This is a genomic window from Umboniibacter marinipuniceus, assembly GCF_003688415.1.
In the GTDB taxonomy this organism is placed as follows: domain Bacteria; phylum Pseudomonadota; class Gammaproteobacteria; order Pseudomonadales; family DSM-25080; genus Umboniibacter; species Umboniibacter marinipuniceus.
In genome coordinates this window covers 52,997-72,032 of sequence record NZ_REFJ01000002.1, presented here as the reverse complement: position 1 = coordinate 72,032, position 19,036 = coordinate 52,997, and the positions used below count along the sequence as shown (strand labels likewise).

20 protein-coding genes and 1 riboswitch are annotated in these 19,036 nt (G+C 49.1%); of the genes, 9 read left to right on the top strand and 11 right to left on the bottom strand.

The window, feature by feature from the left end; all coding sequences use genetic code 11:
* Position 1: 1 nt before the first annotated feature.
* A complete protein-coding gene (locus tag DFR27_RS04020) occupies positions 2–652 on the bottom strand; it encodes an MBL fold metallo-hydrolase (protein ID WP_121876193.1) in 651 nt (216 codons plus the stop codon).
* Between the two features lie 160 nt (positions 653–812).
* On the opposite strand from DFR27_RS04020, the gene DFR27_RS04015 reads away from it, so the two are divergent.
* From DFR27_RS04015 to DFR27_RS04000, 4 genes are all read left to right on the top strand, one after another.
* Complete coding sequence (locus DFR27_RS04015) at positions 813–1,298, top strand: DUF3806 domain-containing protein (RefSeq protein ID WP_147434515.1); 486 nt, start codon at positions 813–815, stop codon at positions 1,296–1,298.
* 20 nt (positions 1,299–1,318) lie between these two features.
* A complete protein-coding gene (pepQ, locus tag DFR27_RS04010) occupies positions 1,319–2,623 on the top strand; it encodes a Xaa-Pro dipeptidase (RefSeq protein WP_121876191.1) in 1,305 nt (434 codons plus the stop codon).
* 44 nt (positions 2,624–2,667) lie between these two features.
* On the top strand, positions 2,668–3,267 hold the full coding sequence (locus tag DFR27_RS04005) for an acyltransferase (RefSeq protein WP_121876190.1): 600 nt from the start codon (positions 2,668–2,670) through the stop codon (positions 3,265–3,267).
* Positions 3,268–3,407: 140 nt separating this feature from the next.
* The gene (locus tag DFR27_RS04000) at positions 3,408–4,016 is read left to right on the top strand and encodes a glutathione peroxidase (protein ID WP_245962598.1); all 609 of its coding nucleotides are present in this window, start codon (positions 3,408–3,410) and stop codon (positions 4,014–4,016) included.
* A gap of 37 nt (positions 4,017–4,053) precedes the next feature.
* On the opposite strand, the gene DFR27_RS03995 is transcribed toward DFR27_RS04000, so the two are convergent.
* Positions 4,054–4,986 (bottom strand): histone deacetylase family protein, encoded by a 933-nt coding sequence (locus tag DFR27_RS03995; protein ID WP_245962597.1) that lies wholly within the window; start codon positions 4,984–4,986, stop codon positions 4,054–4,056.
* Between the two features lie 100 nt (positions 4,987–5,086).
* On the opposite strand from DFR27_RS03995, the gene DFR27_RS03990 reads away from it, so the two are divergent.
* The gene (locus DFR27_RS03990) at positions 5,087–6,424 is read left to right on the top strand and encodes a class II 3-deoxy-7-phosphoheptulonate synthase (protein WP_211327561.1); all 1,338 of its coding nucleotides are present in this window, start codon (positions 5,087–5,089) and stop codon (positions 6,422–6,424) included.
* A 91-nt stretch (positions 6,425–6,515) separates the two neighbouring features.
* Complete coding sequence (locus DFR27_RS03985) at positions 6,516–7,262, top strand: helix-turn-helix transcriptional regulator (protein WP_170150771.1); 747 nt, start codon at positions 6,516–6,518, stop codon at positions 7,260–7,262.
* Between the two features lie 3 nt (positions 7,263–7,265).
* Here the strand turns inward: DFR27_RS03985 and DFR27_RS03980 are convergent, their stop codons facing one another.
* The 5 genes from DFR27_RS03980 to DFR27_RS03960 form a co-directional block, all read right to left on the bottom strand.
* On the bottom strand, positions 7,266–7,496 hold the full coding sequence (locus DFR27_RS03980; protein WP_121876187.1) for a cysteine-rich CWC family protein: 231 nt from the start codon (positions 7,494–7,496) through the stop codon (positions 7,266–7,268).
* A 2-nt stretch (positions 7,497–7,498) separates the two neighbouring features.
* Complete coding sequence (locus DFR27_RS03975) at positions 7,499–8,905, bottom strand: sodium-dependent transporter (RefSeq protein WP_121876186.1); 1,407 nt, start codon at positions 8,903–8,905, stop codon at positions 7,499–7,501.
* An 88-nt stretch (positions 8,906–8,993) separates the two neighbouring features.
* Positions 8,994–9,221, bottom strand: coding sequence for a hypothetical protein (locus DFR27_RS03970; RefSeq protein WP_121876185.1), 228 nt, complete (start codon positions 9,219–9,221; stop codon positions 8,994–8,996).
* Positions 9,222–9,229: 8 nt separating this feature from the next.
* Positions 9,230–9,994, bottom strand: a complete 765-nt coding sequence (locus DFR27_RS03965) for a dimethylarginine dimethylaminohydrolase family protein (RefSeq protein WP_245962596.1) — start codon at positions 9,992–9,994, stop codon at positions 9,230–9,232.
* Positions 9,995–10,002: 8 nt separating this feature from the next.
* Positions 10,003–11,283, bottom strand: a complete 1,281-nt coding sequence (locus DFR27_RS03960; protein ID WP_121876184.1) for an APC family permease — start codon at positions 11,281–11,283, stop codon at positions 10,003–10,005.
* Between the two features lie 109 nt (positions 11,284–11,392).
* Between DFR27_RS03960 and DFR27_RS03955 the strand changes: the two genes are divergently transcribed.
* On the top strand, positions 11,393–11,632 hold the full coding sequence (locus DFR27_RS03955; RefSeq protein ID WP_121876183.1) for a hypothetical protein: 240 nt from the start codon (positions 11,393–11,395) through the stop codon (positions 11,630–11,632).
* A 107-nt stretch (positions 11,633–11,739) separates the two neighbouring features.
* Here DFR27_RS03955 and DFR27_RS03950 read toward each other — a convergent pair whose 3' ends face one another.
* Positions 11,740–13,953, bottom strand: coding sequence for a TonB-dependent receptor family protein (locus DFR27_RS03950; RefSeq protein WP_121876182.1), 2,214 nt, complete (start codon positions 13,951–13,953; stop codon positions 11,740–11,742).
* A 28-nt stretch (positions 13,954–13,981) separates the two neighbouring features.
* Here DFR27_RS03950 and DFR27_RS03945 point away from each other — a divergent pair, with 28 nt between their 5' ends.
* Together DFR27_RS03945 and DFR27_RS03940 are read left to right on the top strand one after the other, a co-directional pair.
* Positions 13,982–15,064, top strand: coding sequence for a DUF3080 family protein (locus DFR27_RS03945; protein WP_121876181.1), 1,083 nt, complete (start codon positions 13,982–13,984; stop codon positions 15,062–15,064).
* A 113-nt stretch (positions 15,065–15,177) separates the two neighbouring features.
* Positions 15,178–15,274, top strand: a riboswitch (TPP riboswitch).
* A gap of 54 nt (positions 15,275–15,328) precedes the next feature.
* Positions 15,329–17,359 carry a TonB-dependent receptor gene (locus DFR27_RS03940; protein WP_121876180.1) on the top strand — a complete coding sequence of 677 codons (2,031 nt, stop codon included), beginning with the start codon at positions 15,329–15,331 and terminating at the stop codon, positions 17,357–17,359.
* Between the two features lie 244 nt (positions 17,360–17,603).
* Here DFR27_RS03940 and DFR27_RS03935 read toward each other — a convergent pair whose 3' ends face one another.
* The 3 genes from DFR27_RS03935 to DFR27_RS03925 all read right to left on the bottom strand — a co-directional run bounded on the left by DFR27_RS03935 (position 17,604) and on the right by DFR27_RS03925 (position 19,020).
* Positions 17,604–17,942, bottom strand: coding sequence for a hypothetical protein (locus DFR27_RS03935; protein ID WP_147434514.1), 339 nt, complete (start codon positions 17,940–17,942; stop codon positions 17,604–17,606).
* 87 nt (positions 17,943–18,029) lie between these two features.
* Positions 18,030–18,425 (bottom strand): GFA family protein, encoded by a 396-nt coding sequence (locus tag DFR27_RS03930; protein ID WP_121876178.1) that lies wholly within the window; start codon positions 18,423–18,425, stop codon positions 18,030–18,032.
* Positions 18,418–19,020: a carbonic anhydrase gene (locus DFR27_RS03925; RefSeq protein ID WP_121876177.1), complete on the bottom strand. Its 603-nt coding sequence runs from the start codon at positions 19,018–19,020 to the stop codon at positions 18,418–18,420. Before DFR27_RS03925 ends, DFR27_RS03930 begins: the two co-directional genes overlap by 8 nt.
* Between the last annotated feature and the right edge of the window lie 16 nt (positions 19,021–19,036).

The window sequence follows — 19,036 nt, the reverse complement described above, 5'->3', positions numbered from 1 at the left end:
TTTAACGGTAGCGAGCATCAGCTACAAATGGGTTAGTAGCGCGCTCAGCGCCAAACGTAGAAGTAGGTCCATGTCCAGGTATAAACTGTGTTGCATCATCAAGCTTAAAGAGCTTTTCTCGAATGCTGTCGATTAACGCCTGGTGGTTACTTTGCGGAAAATCAGTACGACCAATTGATCCCTTAAAGATGACATCTCCTACCCAAGCCAATTGGTTCTTCGAGTCATGAAATACCAAATGGCCAGGGGTGTGCCCAGGACAGTGATATACATCTAGCGATACATTTCCTACCGTTACTGTGTCACGATCCTCTAGATAGCGATCTGGCTGAAAAACGGTGACAGCGGGAAACCCAGCTTGTGCACACTGCAAGGGCAGTTGATCTATCCAAAATTGATCCGCCTTGTGCGGTCCCTCAATACTAACTTGATAGTGATCAGCCACCACGCGAGCGGCTGAACAGTGATCGAGATGACCGTGGGTAAGCAAAATTTTCTCTATCTGCACACCTTCTTTAGTAACTGCACTATAGAGCTTTTCTACGTCACCGCCAGGGTCTACCAGTGCCGCTTTGTTAGTCTCATTGCAGATAAGCAAACTACAGTTCTGCTGGTAGAGTGTGACTGGAATCACTACTACGCGAAGATTCATATTGTTCCTTAAATCGAACTAGCTAATTATTGTGCCAACACTATAGCGCAATAGTACGGCAAAACAACTCATGGCGATCACCCAATTAATGCTACTCAACCCAGATTTCTGCGTTAGAATGGTTATCAAAAGCAACTAAATTTAGCTAGGAGATTCAATCTTGCGGACAATAACATTACTACTCTTGTTAACACTGCCATTAGCAAGCCAGAGCTTCGCCGCTGACGAAGACGTTGAAATAAACTCGCCGTCTACCATCATGCTGCAATATTTAGCTGCGCAACGCGATTACTTAAAAGCCGAGATTTCCGCAGCTGGAACTTGGCTAAATGGCAACGAGTATGATTTAAAAACCTTTCAACGGCTGTTCGATGACAATCGAATTGATCGAACCGATCGTCGATTAATGCAGGCTATCGGCATATATATGGGAGACTTACTTCAGGAAGCAACCTACAACAACTTTCGTTGGGCGTCCTACGAGGATGACAAAGGAAAGAGTCGCGCGCTGTGTCTGCGAGAGCAGACCCCCTGTGTATTCCCCTCAACACTAATCTCTCGTCGAGCCGAAGGCGGCGCTAACGTTAATTTCTACGAAATCTATCAGCGGACCCTCGAACAACTTCAACAGGTTCCCATCCGCTAACTTTGCCCTAGAAGGTCAATATGAATTTATACAACGATCATTTCGAAACCATCACTCAGCGCTTTAGTAACGCGCTAACGGCTACCCATAACGAGGGAGTGGTGATTCACTCAGGTTCGCCGCAGAAAATATATCTGGACGATCAAAGCTACCCCTACAAAGTCAATCCTCACTTTGCGTACTGGGTACCCATGACTGACTGCCCAGATAGTTTTATTGCATTTAAACCTGGACAAAAGCCATTACTGATTGTGCTCCAAGCCAACGACTTTTGGCATACCCAACCTCAGCTCAATCAAGGCCCGTGGCTGGAACTTTTTGATACCAAGTCGGTACCCACCCTCACGCAAGCTGAGCAGCTACTCGCTGACTATAAACAGTGTGCGTGGCTGGGTGATACCCCACACATGCCCACCCAGTGGGGCTTTGAGACAACTAACCCCGAAGATCTATTGGCCTTTTTGCACTATGAACGCGCGCAGAAGACCGATTGGGAGATAGAACTTCTGACCACGGCTAACAACATGGCTGCACGGTCTCACCTAGCAGCCCGCGACGCGTTCCTAGCCGGTGCATCGGAAATTGATATTCACAATCACTACCTATTAGCCATGAGCGCGCCAGAGTCAGCGCTCCCCTATAGCAGCATCGTAGCACTGAATAACCACGGCGCCGTTTTGCACTATGACCGTTACGAAACCACTGCGCCAGATCAGTCCATTGCTTTCCTTATCGATGCCGGCGCACGACATCACGGCTATGTTGCCGATATAACCCGCACTTGGACCACGCCAGAGCACAGCGAATTTCAGCAGTTTATTGACCGCATAACGGCTGAACAGTTAGCGCTGATCGAAACCCTCAAGGTTGGTAGCAACTACGCTAGTTATCATTACGACATGCACACCCGCCTCGCCGATGTTCTTAGCGACTTCAAACTGATTAATTGCTCCGCAGACGAAGCCCTTGCAACTAATGTGACTAAGGCATTTTTTCCACACGGCCTAGGACACTTAATTGGCCTACAAACCCACGATGTGGCGGGTCATCAGCTGGATCATCAGGGTACCGAAGCAAACACCTCTGACGGCCACCCTTTCCTTCGACTTCGTAGGGAAATAACCGAGGGCATGGCCTTTACCATTGAGCCAGGTTGCTACGTCATTGACCAACTCCTTGCCGAACACACTGGCACCGGACGAATCAACCAAGCACGAGTCGACTGGCTCCGTCCGTACGGTGGCGTCCGAATTGAAGACACGGTGGTCATGAAAGACCACAAGCCCGTAAACATCACACTTCCGGGCTTTAACCAGCATAGCTAAGCCTGAACTTGCGTAAAAGTCGCCTTGAGATAACGGTATAAAAAATGCCTGACTATATTACTCAGCATAAAGCGCGCCTAAATCACATGCCGTGGCTTTACTTCAAACTAAAGCCTAAGCATCTTGTCTGGGCTAAGCCCTGGCAGGAGACGCTTCAAGCAGCGCTTGCTGAGGTGGAAACCGTCCACTTCGGCAAACATTGCTTTGTTGCCGAGACCGCAAAGTTATTCGCCGAACCAGGGCGCGATATAACCATTGCCGAGCAAAGTCACATCGGTGCCGATTGCTTCCTTCACGGCCCCATTAACATTGGCTCCAATGTGGGTATTAATCATGGCTGTTCATTGGATGGCGGCGCTGGCGGTATCCAAATTGGCAACAATACACGCATTGCCAATAACTGCTCTATCTATGCCTTCAATCACGGGACTCAAGCCAATCAACTTATCCGTGAACAGCCCGTCTCCTCAAAAGGTATAACTATTGGCCGCGACGTTTGGATTGGCGCACAGGTTGGCATTGTAGACGGCGTAACCATTGGCGACGGTGCCGTTGTTGCCATGCACAGCGTGGTCACCCGTAACGTTGAGGCCTATACCGTCGTTGCTGGAAATCCTGCCACATTTATCAAAGTAAGACGCTGAAGAGGCGGTGTTTTAACGCCGTCGTCAACCTCATTCTACACCGCATTCCTTGGCCCCCCTAGTTTAGGGATAATCCGCAAGGGTAAAGCGAAGAAGAGCGCTATAACATTAGCGGATAAAATTTTCTATTTGGTGGCCCTGTGAGTAGCCTAAAGTTTCTCAAGTTTTGGTTAATGATTATCTGCGTGGTCCAGAGCACTTCGGTGCATGCTGAACGTAGTTGCGGAATCTTGGATCAAAATGTTCGCTTACTCGCATCGGATGACGTCCGCAATCTCTGCCATGATTATCCAGCAAAACTCTATCTTATCGTTAATACGGCGTCGGAGTGTGCGTTTACCCCACAGTACGAGGAACTTGAATCACTTTATCAAGACTATGCAAGCCGAGGGCTCATGATTTTTGGCTTTCCGTCCAATGACTTTTTAAATCAAGAGCCAGCGGATGAGGACGAAATTCGCAGTTTCTGCAACACAAACTTCAACGTTAGCTTTCCAATGTTCGAGAAGACCGAAGTAACCGGCGCTAATCCTTCACCTCTCTATGCTGCACTGGCGGCAGAAGTTGGCGCCCCCCGCTGGAACTTCTATAAATATCTCGTTGACGCCAATGGCGTGATCATAAAACGTTTCACCAGTATCGCGCGTCCCGAGAACACCCGTTTTCGCGCCAAAATTGACGAAATACTTCGCCTGATTGAAGAAGACCAGCGCGCTCAAGAAGAAGCTGCTGAAGCACCCACTGAGTAGCCAACCCGAAGCAAACCCGCTTTTCCCGTCACAGACGCTAGCCCGCTTCGCCGCGCGTTAGCACAAGCGCGGCTTCGATAACCATTGCATGACGGTGGCTCAGCGCTTCCCTATCGTCGTCGTAACCACCACCTATTACCGTTGCAACAGGCACTTCTCCATATAGTGCCGATAATACCTGCCGTTCTCGTTGGCGGAGCCCAGCGGCCGAAATATTTAGCCTACCTAGCGGATCACCCTCAAACACATCAACGCCCGCGTCATAAATGACTAAGTCAGGTTGGAAAGAATTCATAGCCATTTGCAGAGTACTATCCACCATCCGCAGGTACTCATCGTCACCCAACCCCACCGGCAAACCAATATCAATTGATGACGACTGTTTCCTCACTGGAAAGTTCTTCTCGCAATGAACACTTACGGTGTGGATATGGGGGTGATCAGCCAGTATCGCTGCAGTGCCATCGCCTTGATGAACGTCGAGATCGAAAATGAGTACCGATTGAAGCCCCCACTCCTCTACCGCTTTGAGCGCTGCAATAGCCATATCATTAAAGATGCAAAAGCCCGAGGCGAAGTCACGATGGGCATGGTGCGTACCCCCTGCCAGATGGCAGGCTAGCCCATGCTCCAGCGCCAGCTCAATGGTTTTGATGGTCCCAGCTGGCGATAGCAGGGTCCGATTGAGCAAACCCTCGCTCCAGGGAATACCCAATCTACGCATCGCTTGTTTATCAAGGCGATTATGGATGAATGCATCCACATAGTGCCCGTCATGGGCTCTGAGAAGATCAGTCATGGTAACGCGATCAGGCTGATGTAACTGCAATTGTTCAAGTGCTCCTGATTCCTTGAGATAACGGTATAATAACTCGAATTTACTCATCGGGAAGCGATGGCTGGGTGAAAAATCAAAACTGTAATCTGGGTGCCAAACAGCTGGTAAGCTTGGGCGCAGTGAAGCAATCACTCTAAAACTCTCTCTGTTACTATTTGCTGAAATCCGCTATGAAAAATCTCCGACGCTCGTGCATAATAGCCATCATTAGAACTTAAGTGTAGGAATCAACGTGGCTAATTCTTGGAGTGCCAATAGCTGGCGCCAATACCCTGCTCAACAGCAGGCTAACTACCCAAACCCCAGCGCCTTGGCAGAAACAGCGGCCAACCTGGCCGCCGCGCCTGCGCTAGTTAGCTATGAGGAGTGCCAGCTATTAAAAGCCCAGCTAGCCAAAGCCTGCAACGGCGAAGCATTCCTACTTCAGGGCGGCGATTGCGCTGAAACCTTTGACGCTTTTTCACAGCAAAGCATCCTTTCTACCTTTAAGATACTCCTGCAGATGGCCATCGTCCTTACCCAAGGCGCTGGCAAACCAGTAGTAAAAGTGGGTCGTATCGCTGGCCAATTCGCCAAACCACGATCTAGCGATACTGAAACCATCAATGGCATTTCGCTGCCTTCCTTTCGAGGTGACATGATCAATGGTCTCGCCTTCGATGCTAAAAGTAGAGAGCCTGACCCAACTCGCCTAACTCAGTGCTATTTCCAGTCAGCCGCTACACTCAATCTGTTGCGCAGCCAGGCGTCTAGCGGCACCGCTTCTTTGGATCACGTTCAGGCTTGGAACGAGGGATTTATTGAGCGATCAGCCTTGGCGGCTCAATACAGCGTGATTGCTGCTCAGGTTAAAGCCAGCTTAGACTTCATGGCGGCGTGCGGAATTCGGAACCAGAATGATTCGGCGCTTAGCAGAATCGATTTCTTCACCTCACACGAAGCGCTGCACCTTGAATACGAAAACGCGCTTATGCGTCAACATCATGACCGCCACTTTATTAGTAGCGGACATATGCTATGGATTGGTGATCGCACTCGACAGCTAGATGGTGCACACGTTGAAATGCTCTCTGGCGTTGATAATCCTATTGGTCTCAAAGTGGGCCCTTCCATGGAGCCGGACGAACTCATCCAGCTTATCGAGAAGCTTAATCCGCACAATGAAGCGGGTAAGTTAACCCTAATTACCCGAATGGGTGCCGACAAAATTGCCCAGATACTCCCACCGCTGGTCCAGCGAGTCACTCAAGCAGGCGCCAAGGTAGTGTGGAGCTCTGATCCCATGCACGGCAACACTCACAGCTCTTCCACAGGCTTAAAGACCCGCTCATTCGACCGTATCCTATCGGAAGTAAGGCAGTTCTTGGCCATCCATAAAGCGGAAGGTACTCACGCTGGCGGGGTTCATTTAGAAATGACGGGGCAACACGTCACTGAGTGTATCGGAGGCTTGTCAGATCTTCGTGATGAAGACCTTCCGCACCGCTATCAAACGGCCTGTGACCCGCGCCTGAATGCTGATCAAGTACTAGAAATGGCCTTCATCTTGGCCGATGAGCTCAACGCATAAGCCACTAGTCAAGGCTACTCTTTTAGGTGGTTGCGGTGAGATATCCCAACTACCTAATATGCGCACTCAATTTTTAGCGAGAGCGCATACTATGGTTCAACTTTCTTATTTCCAGCATCGCCTATCTAAGTGTGTTTCGGTGCAACAGGCTGCCGTCATATTTCAAGACTATTGCTTAGCACAGGGTTTTGAACATTGTCTTCTTCAACCCCAAATTGGTAATCTCAGCCCGCTACGCCCTACCTACCAAATGCTGATGAACCATTTCGGCTGGCATGAATTTGATACCCAACAGTGGAATCGCTTTGGCTTTGACCAACAGGCAGATCTAATTCAACAGCTCTCAAATAGCCGTGGCCCTTTCGCTTTCACGGTTGAAAGCATTCAAGCTTATTGGCATAAACGGCGCGACTTCGACCTCATCCGAGCCATATTTAGACGCTATAGCATAAGACAAGGCATTGTGGTGCCGCTACACCAACCGCTGAATTCACTGGGCTACGTAGTGCTCTTTACAACGCGCTGTCTAGATTTGGAGCCCTTTATCGAACAACACCGTTCAGAGCTCTCCATTATTAGCCACTGTTTCTTGGAAAAAATCATTGAATTAAGCCAGCTTGACGACGACAAAATTAAGCTTTGCGGACTGTCACAAAAGGAATGGGAATGCTTGCACCTAGCTGCTCAGGGACTCACCGAAAAGGAGATGGCCGGAAGACTCGCACGTTCAGCGGATACCATCAAATTCCACCTTCGCAACGCGGCGCGAAAACTCACCGCTAAGAATCGCACTCAGGCCGTCGCTAAGGCTTTAAAGTTAGGAATTATCCGCCCCTAATAGCTACTCTTCGCGTTGAACCGAGCACGGCTGTTTTACCAAATCAGCAATGCGCGCCAAGCAGGACTCACAGACACAACTCTGTGTAACTATTGGCTCAACGCCGCCAGATAATGCCTCTTCCAGCTTCAGATGATCAACTTGGTAGTTCATACACCAGCAACGTGATTGATCAACCCCACAGGCATTCGCGCGTTGGCACAAAGGACATTCTGCAGGGTTAACTACTGACATACTTAAGAGAAGAACTTAGTCATGACAGTATTAATAAAGATGACCGCCAGTACCAATGGAATAAAGCCACTTAGTGCGAAATTCATGTAACGATCATACCAAGACATACTTCGGTCCGCCGCGCCTTCATGTAATGCTTTTTGGAAATTTGCCTTTTTCCACTTATACATTACAAACAGACACACCAATAAGCCGTTCAACGGGAGAATAGTGTCGTAGAAGATATCGTAGATCACATCAAACAACGACTTATCAGCACCGGAATAGACCACAAACTGACTGAAGAAGTCACTTAGTCCGAAAGACATCGAAGCCGCCGCACCAAAGGCACCTAGCAATAGCACCATGAAGCCGATTGAACGCTTACGGTTCATTGTGCGACGCTCACTCATCGCCGAAAGCGGTACTTCAACAATTGAAACCAAGCTGGTTATTGCTGCAACGAGAACAAGTAAGAAAAAGACACAGGCAATGGTACTAGCCCAGAACACCCCAACATCAGCCTGGAGCGCCACAAATATCTTCGGTAGAAAACTAAACATCAGTGAGACTGAAGACTCAGAAAGTTCCGAGGTATTGATCTGTGGGTCAAATGAAAAGATAGCTGGGAGGATGAGTAAGCCGGCGCTAAACGCTACTAAGGTATCAGTGAGTGCCACTAATTTGGCACTTTGTTTGATATCCGTGTTGCGATCCATATACGAGCCGTAGGTAATTAAAATCCCCATACCAAGGCTCAACGAGAAGAAAGCCTGACTCAGGGCGCCATTGATCACTGATGGTGTAATTTTACTTACATCAGGTATCAAGTAATAACTCACACCGGCCATTGCATTAGGTAAGGTGAGTGTATAAATCACCATGGCTATTAACATCACGAACAACGTTGGCATCAGGAGTTTAGCAGCGCGCTCAATACCGTCCTTCACCCCACCGGCAAGAATAGCAAATACAATAACACCCACGGCAGCTAAATAGCCAAAGACCGCATCACTTGAAATAAACGAACCAAAATAACTTGGATCAGCTAGATCAACCAAATCACCACTAATAATGGCGGTGAAATAACCTAAGATCCAAACCGTGATCACTGAGTAGAAGACAGCAATCATGAAGGGGGTTAGCACGCCAATAATGCCTGCGAATCCCCAGATAGGACCGCGACCACCCAGAGCGGAATAGGCCTTACTTGGATCCTTTTGGCTAGCCCTACCCATGGTTAGCTCGGCCATCATAATAGGCAGACATATGAACGCGACAAAGAGCGCGTAAACTAGAAGAAATGCGCCACCGCCGTTCTTGGCTGCAGCCACTGGAAAACCAACTAAATTGCCAATACCAACGGCTGAACCTGCCGCCGCTAGGACAAATCCTAGGCGCGAACCGAAGTGTTCTCGAGAAACTGTCATGTAAAAACCTTTCTTATAATTGTAATTGCAACATGCTGAACGAAAACTTTAACATGCCGCTCCGTTGCGTTGTAGTAGCAGTTTTCGATTAGTCTTCCGACGGTGTGGGCTCATCGAGCACAAGTGAATTTCCATCCCACGAATGCGTTGGGTCTGGCATAAATGTTAAGCCCCCCGCACTAGATGGGTTAGGATTAAACGCAACTAACCACCCACCCGGGACGGCGGTACGAGAAAGACCGTGTGGACCACCCTCACTGCGTAGCGGACTCCAGGTTACGGTACCCTCATAGTCTGGCTTAGTATTAAATCCCATAGTAACTCCTAAAATCGCAAGCTCAGGCAGCTCAAACCACCATCAATTTTTCTAAACTCAGTAGTATCAACACGAACCACTGGATAACCGAGCTCTTCAATCAAACTTGCCGTTTTATCGAAGCCGGTTGGCACAATAACAGAACCATTAATCCACAGAGAGTTAGCGGCGTACTCTTCACCCTCCGGAATTTCAAAACACTCGTAATCAGCGAAGGCAGGATGACCTACAAATTCGCCACAGACTAGCATTTGTTTATTACTGAGATAGTTTACGCCAGTTTTCAGGTGAAGCATCTCCGACATCTTCACTCGAATGACATCTACACCATGCGGCGCGAAGATACTCGCCAATTGCGCCACACCTGCTTCGTTGGTGCGATCCGACAAGCCAACATAGAGCTTATTTTCAACGCGCATAATATCACCAGCTTCCAGCGTGCCAGGGTGAGTAATAGTGTGAACCTCAGTAAAGAACTCCCTGATGGTTTCCGCCATGAAGGAAACTTCAGGCTCGCGACTCTTAGCGCCAGGACGAGTTAATACTGCTACGTCATCAACGAGCAAGGCAACATCCTCCACGAACGTTGCATCGGCTAAGTCATCGAGTGCTGGCAACTGTGTTACCGTCAAACCTAGGGCTGTGAGCATATTGGTATAACTTTGGTGTTGCAGTAACGACTGCTGGTAATCTGGGGTGCCTAGATCAGCGCCGGTCAAGCCTTCGCTGATCGAACGTGACGGTTTACGAACTATCGCCTGTTTGAACATCATATTTTCACCTATTTTTTATGGCCAGATCTTAGCGCAAAATACAGCGGCATCCCAGCCACCAGAAGTAACCCACCAAGATACACTGTCTCCGCACCGGAGCCAATGACAGCAAAGATGGAATACCCTAACGCCAACACCGCTACCATCACTTTCAATGGCGTCATATTCCCATTGCGACGTTGTAACACGAGATCAGCCAATGCACAGACCGCATACGGAAGGATAACCATCAAGGTTGATAATTTAATAATCCAGGTAAACGCACTAACCAAATCATCGGTGTAATTCATTGCCACGAAGAAGGCAGCAAGTAACGACGCGGTAATCAAACCGGTGGTCGGCACGCCTCGCTTATTAAGCTTGGCAAATGAAGCCGGGAAGATGCCATCTTTCGCAAGAGCCAAGGTCATTTGGCCACTAAATAATATCAGTGCATTGAGTGCACCAGCGATCGCCACCAGCGCCCCAAGACCAATTAACCAAGCGCCAACGGGACCAAAGAGAATAAGTGCTGCATCGGTGAACGGCGAGGTAGAGACCGCCAACTGTTCGGCCGGAATTAATAGTTGAACGCCGTAAGTCGCTAGAATGTAAACCGCCGTGGCCGTTAGTGTACCGGCAACCAAAGCAATGGGAATGGTGCGCTTGGCATTGATGGTATCTTCGGCCGGAATAGTAGCGGATTCTACGCCAATAAAGGCCCACATAATAAGCAAAGCCATTGAAGACAGCATGGCGACGGAAGACTGATTATCCGGATTGAGCGGCTCAACGGCATGCCAATCGCCCATACTAAAGCCCACAAATCCTACCAACACCAAGGGCACTAACTTCAGAAGTGTGGTAACCAGCTGCACCACGCTTGCGGATTCAACACCCCGGCAATTAACGAAACACAGTACCGCAATAATCCCCAGCGCTACGGCGAGTTGCCCGAAGGCACCAAGATTCCCGCCTGCTAAGGTATCGGTATAGCCAGCAAACGCAATCGCCACGGCCGACACACCACTCCACAGTGATATCCAATACCCAAATGCAATAAGGAAACCAACGAAGGGCCCAAAGGCCTCTCTAGTATAAGCGTAAGGACCACCCACCTTTGGATAATGGCTCGCTAGGGATGCCAGTGATAGCGCTATAAAGAGCGTTCCGGCGCCGGCAAACATCCAACCCCAGAGACTGTTAGCGCCATAGGGAGCAAGTACCGCGGGCAGAAGAAACACACCTGATCCTACCATCGTACCCACTACTAGCGCCCACGAACGCCAAACACCCACGGATTTCGTCATCTACCCTACCCCTGAAAAAATAGTATTGGCTGCGATTATAGAGTCATTTTAGAAAATATCATCTACGCTGTGTTAACCAGTAGCAATTCAACTTAATTAGGACAACCGTATGCGTAAGGTAACACTCAACTTTATCGGTGATCGATCCGAAACCATGGCCGAGGCATTTTATACCTGGTTATTAGATGGCGGGCTGGAGGATACATTAATTGAAGGACTGTCAACGGATGAATTAGAGCTCGACGGCGTCATCGATTTCGACAATCAAAATCTAGAGGTCGTGCTCGCTAGCTATCTTGTTGAAGACCCTTCAGCCGAAGATGATGAACTGGATGATGACGACGACTAGCATCGCCTAAAGCTAAAAAGCCGTTCATCTCTGAACGGCTTTCTGATTTCCTACTGCTCACCTATTTCTAACTTATAGTCTAGAACCTATCGTCTAAAACTTATCGTTTAGAACTTATAGTCTACGCCCAGCGTAAATGAACGAGGCATATTTGCCCGAGCTCCGTAAGGGCTGCGCGAGACGATGGTCCGCTCATCCAACAGATTATCGACATTCAAATAGAGGTCGGCTCTATCCGTGAGTGCATAGTGCGCCGAGGCGTCAAGCGAAAGCTGATCGTCAGTCTTCGAGAATGTATCCCCAGTTCGATTACACCCGGTCACAACGCATGAACCTTCTACATATGAAGCGCGTAGGTATCCGGATAGGCCTGTGGCACCATCAATCAATCCAATCGTAGCTGAAAGTTGGTTAGCTGGAATATAAGCCCACTCGTCACCGCTGACGTCGGTGGCGCCGTTCACGCCTTCAGTTACTTCAGCTTGAGTGTAGGTATAGGCAACGCCGATTGGCATGCTAAGACGGCTAAACTGTGCCGTAGTATCAGCACGGAGTTCTAGACCGATGACCTCTGACTCGCCCAAACTTAGCGCTCCCTGAGTGTCGCCATTATCACATGGATACGCATTCGAACAGTATTGCACGGTATTCGCATAGTCACTATAGAATCCGATCATCGAGATTTCAGTGGCCGCCGCAGTCCAGCGAGCGCCTAACTCATAGTTGGTTGAGGTCTCGGGTGCATCGGGCTTCTTCGATCCTCCCGATATGGGCGTCATACCCTGCTGAACGCCACCTAAGACAGTCCAAGCATCGCTGAGCTTATAGCTAGCCGAAGTACCAAATAACCATTCATTAGCGTCATTCGTAGTCTTTGCTGGGGTGTTCACTCGGTCGTTATCACCAAAGGTACGACGACTCACATCCATATCTTCGTTACGAATAGACACATTGACTTTTAAAGCTTCACTGACTTGAATGTCGTCAATTAACCAGAAAGCGAGCGCGTCAGCCGTCTCAATGCGGTTATTCGAACCCGTTACATTGCCTGCGGTGGAATCGACAAAAATAAGTTCGCCATTCACCTGCGCAAAGCTCTCAACAGGCTGGAAGCGATCCATTTCGTCGCGGTGATCACGAACCCCAATACGCACATCGTGTTGCGTTCCGCCGAGTTCGAACTTCCCGTTAACCACCAACTGAACACCTTCGGACACATAGGCACGGTTATTGTGCTTAATATCAATATCGGCCACATCAGCCGAGCCATCCAACCACGATTGATATAGTGCGGCGTCCGTTCCGTTTGTGTTAATGGTGCCTATTATGGAGCTACCCGATACACCGTTGATTTTATCCACCTTGAACCAATCACGCTGAAACTCATTACGGTATGCCAGTGCACTAACGCTGAAAGCAGGTGAAAGACGAAGCTGATAGTTTACTGAGTAGCTATCACGACTATTATCCATCTCATCCAACTCGGTCAGCCCATAGCGACGGTCGGCATCCTGGTTGAAGTCGGCGTCAGTGAGACCAAAGTAAGACATATTCGAAGTCTCTTCAGCGTACTGATACTTCACGTCAAGCTGATGATATAACCGACCCGGGACATTATCACTGTGTACACGGAACTTAGCGGTGACGTCGTTCTTATCAAAGCCAGTATCTTGGGCACTGCGATCAATATCCTGAAAACCTCCAGACTGGAAGTTTTGCGCTTCAATCATCCACCCAACATTGGCACCGTGACCACCCACGTTGGCTAATGCGCGGTAAGTATCAAATGAACCCGCCTCAACATTCGCTCTGGCCTCAAAGCCCGCTTCAGGAATCTGAGCCGATACGAGGTTCAGTACACCACCGATGGTAGCTGGGCCATACTCTAGAATTGGCGATCCCTTAAGTACTTCTACGCCTACCATTCGGCTTGTTGTAGGAAAGTAATAGGCTTCTGGATTGGAGTAAGGGGCTGGCGCGACCAACACGCCATCTTCAAGAATCGTTACCTTACTGCTGCGAGAGGTGCCGGTTCCCCGAATGCCAATATTAGGGCGTAATCCCCAGCCTTCTTCCGCGGCAACATAGACGCCGGGCGCATCCAGCAAAATCTTGTTAATGTCTCGACTGTGGAAGACTTCCAAATCTGTTTCATCTAGGACAATAGCTGAGGCCGAAATCTCTTTAGCTCGATCCTGCTGACCAATAACCGTAGTTTCTTCTAAGTACAAATTAGCACTTTGAAGGTCCGGCGCGGCATTAACCATACCGGTTGTTGCTAATAAACTAATCGCTAAACTTAGTTGATTACGTACTAACATAAAGGCTGCGTTCTCTAAGGTTGTTTAAATGAATTCCTCAAGTTGCGCAAATGATAATGATTATCAAAAACAAACGCAAGTGATAATAGTTATCATCTGCAAATTATCGTTACTATTTGCTTTTACCCTGCTATCAGCATGCTCTGAACCCCCTTCTCGCCATGACCAATGGGCGAACTACCTTGAGCGTTTAAGCACAGTGTTAAGTCAAATACCCGCGGAAATCGTTAGCGTGCCTCCCTCACCAACGTGGTCATCAAACAAACCTGAAAGCATTGCAACAGCGCCACCATCCATTAGCCTCGTTGAATTCTGGCAGCTTAAGCCCTGCGCACTCCACCAAACCATTGCCCTGCGCAACTCAAACCTCGGAAAATTCCAACAACCCTCGCAACAATTGCTCTACGAGTTGACCGTCATTGAACAAACCCCCACCTGTATAGCCATTATTGAAGCTGAACATGCCGAACTCGCCAATCAGCTCGCACAGCTGCGCACCGCAAAGATCAACACACTGCCAAGCACTATCTACCAAGCAACGCTCAACGGGCCAGAGTGGTCCCGGCTCCACAGTAATCTCCAACCGCAGCCGACTAACATTAGCTCGGGACTAGCCGGCTTACGGCAACTAGGTGGGCTGGTAGAGCGCTGGAGTTCAGGTGACTACTCGCCGTCGCGCCTTCATCTTGAAGAGCGATTCGGCCAGATATACCACTCCAACGCAGCCAGCTATCTTTTTCGGTACGCTCGGCAAGAATTGGCCTTCTACTTATCAGCCAATCAAATATTACTTCGCCAGCTCAACACTGGCCCACTTTGCTTTCAGCCCTCGCCCACTCGAAAGGCGCGAAGGTTTCATGGATTAGTGGTCAACTACTTCAACACGAATATTCAACAGCCTGGTAGCGAAACGCTGCAACAATGGCGGCAACTTAATGACGCTTTAACCCGAATAGAAACTCCACTGTTACCGTACCTATCAATACAGCAGCGTCGCTACATTGAAAACCGCCATGCGCTGCAAGGTACTTTAATTACCGCGCAACGAGCGCACGCAAAACTGATTAGCGAGCTACTTTCTCAGTGCGGATTAGCCGTTAACTCAGCGTAATCAAGGGAACCGAAAGCAGCGCAACGAGGAGTTAATCCGTTGATCACCAACCTCAGTGGGTTGCGACTGAGCAATTCAAGCGTTATGATTGCGCCGTTGATTGCAAGCTCAATCAACTACCTAAGGGGTGGCTCAGCCTGAGATGTCTTAGACAAACCCTTTGAACCTGATCCGGGTGATACCGGCGTAGGAATAGGTCTCTCTTTTTGCGTTATCCTTCTATACGTCTACCCCGGTTTTCTATCTGTTATATTGGAGAAAACCATGAATTCTGCTCGAAACACGCTTGCCGTTGCTATGTTATCCATTGCCGCTGCGCCGTCTGCTCTGTCACAAGCTATTGAAGAAATTGTGGTCACAGCGAACCACTCCGATCGCTTACTCAGTAATTCGGAAGCATCTACTTCGGTCGTCAGCGCTGAGGAAATCAACCAGCGCCAAGCCACCAACTTAGCTGAAGCCGTTAGTAGCCTCGCCAACGTAAACTTTGCTTCCGGCGGTTCGAACCCCCGTTTCTTTCAGATTCGAGGTATCGGTGCTAGGTCACAATTCGTTGAGCCACTTAACCCATCTGTTGGGCTAGTTGTAGATGGTATTGAAATGAGCGGTTTAGCAGCCGGCGCAAATCTTATTGATACTCAGCAAGTAGAGGTACTTCGTGGACCGCAGGGCACATTCCACGGAGCCAATGCCTTAGCCGGCCTGATTTATGTAGCAGGTAATCGAGCCCAGCAAACGTCGTCATTCGCGCTGGAGCTCGGCGCGTCACGCTTCAACACCCGAGAAATCGGTGTAACCGCCAACGCGCCGATCAATGAAGCGCTAGCCGTGCGCATTGCCGCGAAGCGTCTTACCAGTGACGGTTTCTATTTTAATAGCTATGTGATTGACGAAACCCAGAACCGAGAAGAACACAGCCTTCGTCTCGCCATAGACTACACCCCGTCAACGGACTCTGAATACCGACTGACCGCCTACTACCTTGATATGGACAACGGCTACGACACCTTCAACTTCGATAATGATTACACCACTCAATCGGATCAGCCGGGTGTAGATCAGCAGGAAACTGTGGCGGCATCGTTGGCGGCAACTCATCGTGGACTTAGTCAAGTCAACATTGAGTGGAACCTGGCGGTACAGCAGTCAGATCTACTCTATGCTTACGATGAGGACTGGTCATACGTTGGTTTTCATCCTTGGGAATACTCGAGTTACGATGCCTACTTCCGAGACGCTAACTCCTATAATGGCACCGTACGAATTCGTGCCAAGGACGATGCCCCTCTAGATTGGACGATTGGCCTATACACTGCTCAACGTGGCACCGACCTACGCCGTGAATACACCTATCTCGCAGGCCCCTTTTCATCCAGTTTCGACGCCTCAACCCATGCACTATTTGGTGAAGCAACGGTTTCAATAAATGACTATTCTCGCTTACTAGCGGGTGCTCGCGTAGAGCAATGGGACGCCGACTATCGCGATTCAGATGGTATCTCCAGCGCCCCGTCAGAAACCATGTGGGGTGGTAAACTATCCTACGAATGGCTGCTATCGGATACCCATCGATTTTACGGTTTGGTATCACGTGGTTACAAAGCTGGCGGCTTCAACAGTAGCACTGAGCTCCCCGTGGCACTGCGTAGTTACGAAACCGAGACACTCTGGAATACCGAACTGGGCGTAATTGCTAACGGCGAGCAGTTTGATTATCGCATCGGCATCTTTCGCCAAGATCGTGAAGATGTTCAGATTAAGGCATCTCGCTTGATATCTCGCCCCGATGGCAGCACCCAGTTCGTAGATTACACCGCGAATTCGGCCGAAGGCGTTAGTTATGGTATTGAAGCAGACACACAATGGCGCATCAATCAATCCCTAGCGCTTCAGGCCAATATCGGGCTACTACACACTGAACTAAACGATAGTAGTTCTGGTTTAAGCGATCGCGAATCTGCACACGCGCCAAGCTATAGCGCTACGGTAGACTTGGACTATCAATTGTCAACAACACTTAGCGGTAGAGTTGGTATCGAAGCGAAGGATTCCTTCTACTTTTCTACCCGTCATGAGGCGCAATCGGAGAACTACGTTTTACTGAATGCCAGCTTAAACTGGTCGCTAAGCAACTGGGAACTGCAGCTTTGGGCTAAGAACTTAACCGATGAAGTAACGCAAACACGTGGCTTTGGAAGTTTTGGCAACAATCCAGCTAACGGCTACGTGACAGAGACCTACGTTCAACTGGGTGCGCCTCGCCAAATTGGCATCAGCGCGACAGCTAACTGGTAACCAGTAGCTGGCCGTCACGTTGTAGCAGACGAGAGCAGCTCGCTCTCGTTTGTTACAGTGATCTGAGGGCTTTGTCGCATTGGATAACAGCTGACTAAGTGACACTTAAGCTTAAACCCAGACCTCAACCCAGACCTCAACCCAGACCTCAACCCAGACCTCACCCGATAACTTGTACCAGAATTAAGTTCACGGTTGCAGTGTTGCCGCTTTATGATGGGAAGATATCGATGAGTCCTAGCGGCTAATCGTCACTTTTATCCGCTTTGGTAAAAATAGTGCCAAACTTTTGGTAGCACTGGAAACTGGCCAAGGCGACAAACACCTGACCCATTGACGAGTAAAAATAATGACTGTTTGGAATGCCATTAATGAGTAGCTGAACCACATACATCGCTACCACTGTTCCTAGCACCCAATAGCTCACCTCGTTCCGCCAGGCCGAATTAAACGGCTCCAACGCTAAGATCTTGGCCTTACAGTGTGGACAGACTAATCGCTTCCGCTGACCTTTTGACTCGTGGTTGAGCGCCATTCCATCCAGACGGAAATGAGTCGTGCAAGCTCCACATAAGTAACGCATCAGCGGCCTCTTCTTTAATCAGGGTCAGTAAATTAACTATAACGCAGCATCGGGTGTTTTTCTTCGTTTTTTCATGCGCAAAAACCCCTAGTCCAACCACTCTATATGCTCATTATGAGGCAGCCATGCTGGACGCCTATCATCGTAGATGGCAGCAGTTGGTTGCCAGAGCTCAACTTCATCAATGACCCCCAGAGGAATGATGGTTTGCTGCTCAAGCGCTTCATGGCGATAACGAACTGTACTGCCGCAGTCTGGACAAAAATCAAAAACGATCTCCGAACCCGAGCTGGTGATGCGTTTGTAGGCCTGAGTGTTAGCACTAAGGCGGATATCTGAAGATAAAAAGCGTGCTTGAGCGGCCACCACCGAACCGGTACGCTTCCTGCAGCTCATGCAGTAGCAAAGGGATACACGCTGCGGATCGGCAAGTATTTCACCTTGGCACGCTCCGCAACTGCAGCGAAAGCTCAGCTTAGACATCTATAAAGCTGACACAACCCGTTTCCAACGAATACTCAGCGCCAACAATAGTGAGTCGGCCGTCGGCGAGTAACTGTTTGATGATATCCGAGCCCTGCTTTAAGTTCTGAACCGACGCCAAAATGTTGGCTCGAACCGCCTCATCCAAGCGCGCATCCGGTGCGAGGCTATGATCACAATCAATCACCGCCGGACGAATCCGTTCAACAATAGACTTTAGGTTATCACTGCGTTCAGATGACGGATTGTCCAGAGCTTGAAGCGTGGCTTCAACGGCGCCACAATTAGAGTGACCCATCACTACCACTAATGGCGTGCCAAACATCTCAGCAGCGTACTCAATACTGCCAATCTGTGACGGTGCAACAATGTTCCCCGCAACGCGGATAACGAACAGATCACCTAAGCCCTGGTTAAAGATAATTTCCGCCGGTACTCTTGAATCAGAACACCCCAAAATGATGGCGAAAGGGAATTGCCCTGCGACTAGTTCAAGTCTTCGTTCGATACTTGCTTTACCCACAGAACGACGCTCGGCAACAAATGACGTGTTGCCAGCCTTAAGACGATCAAGGCCTTGTTTGGCGGTTATCATATGCTCTCAACTACTC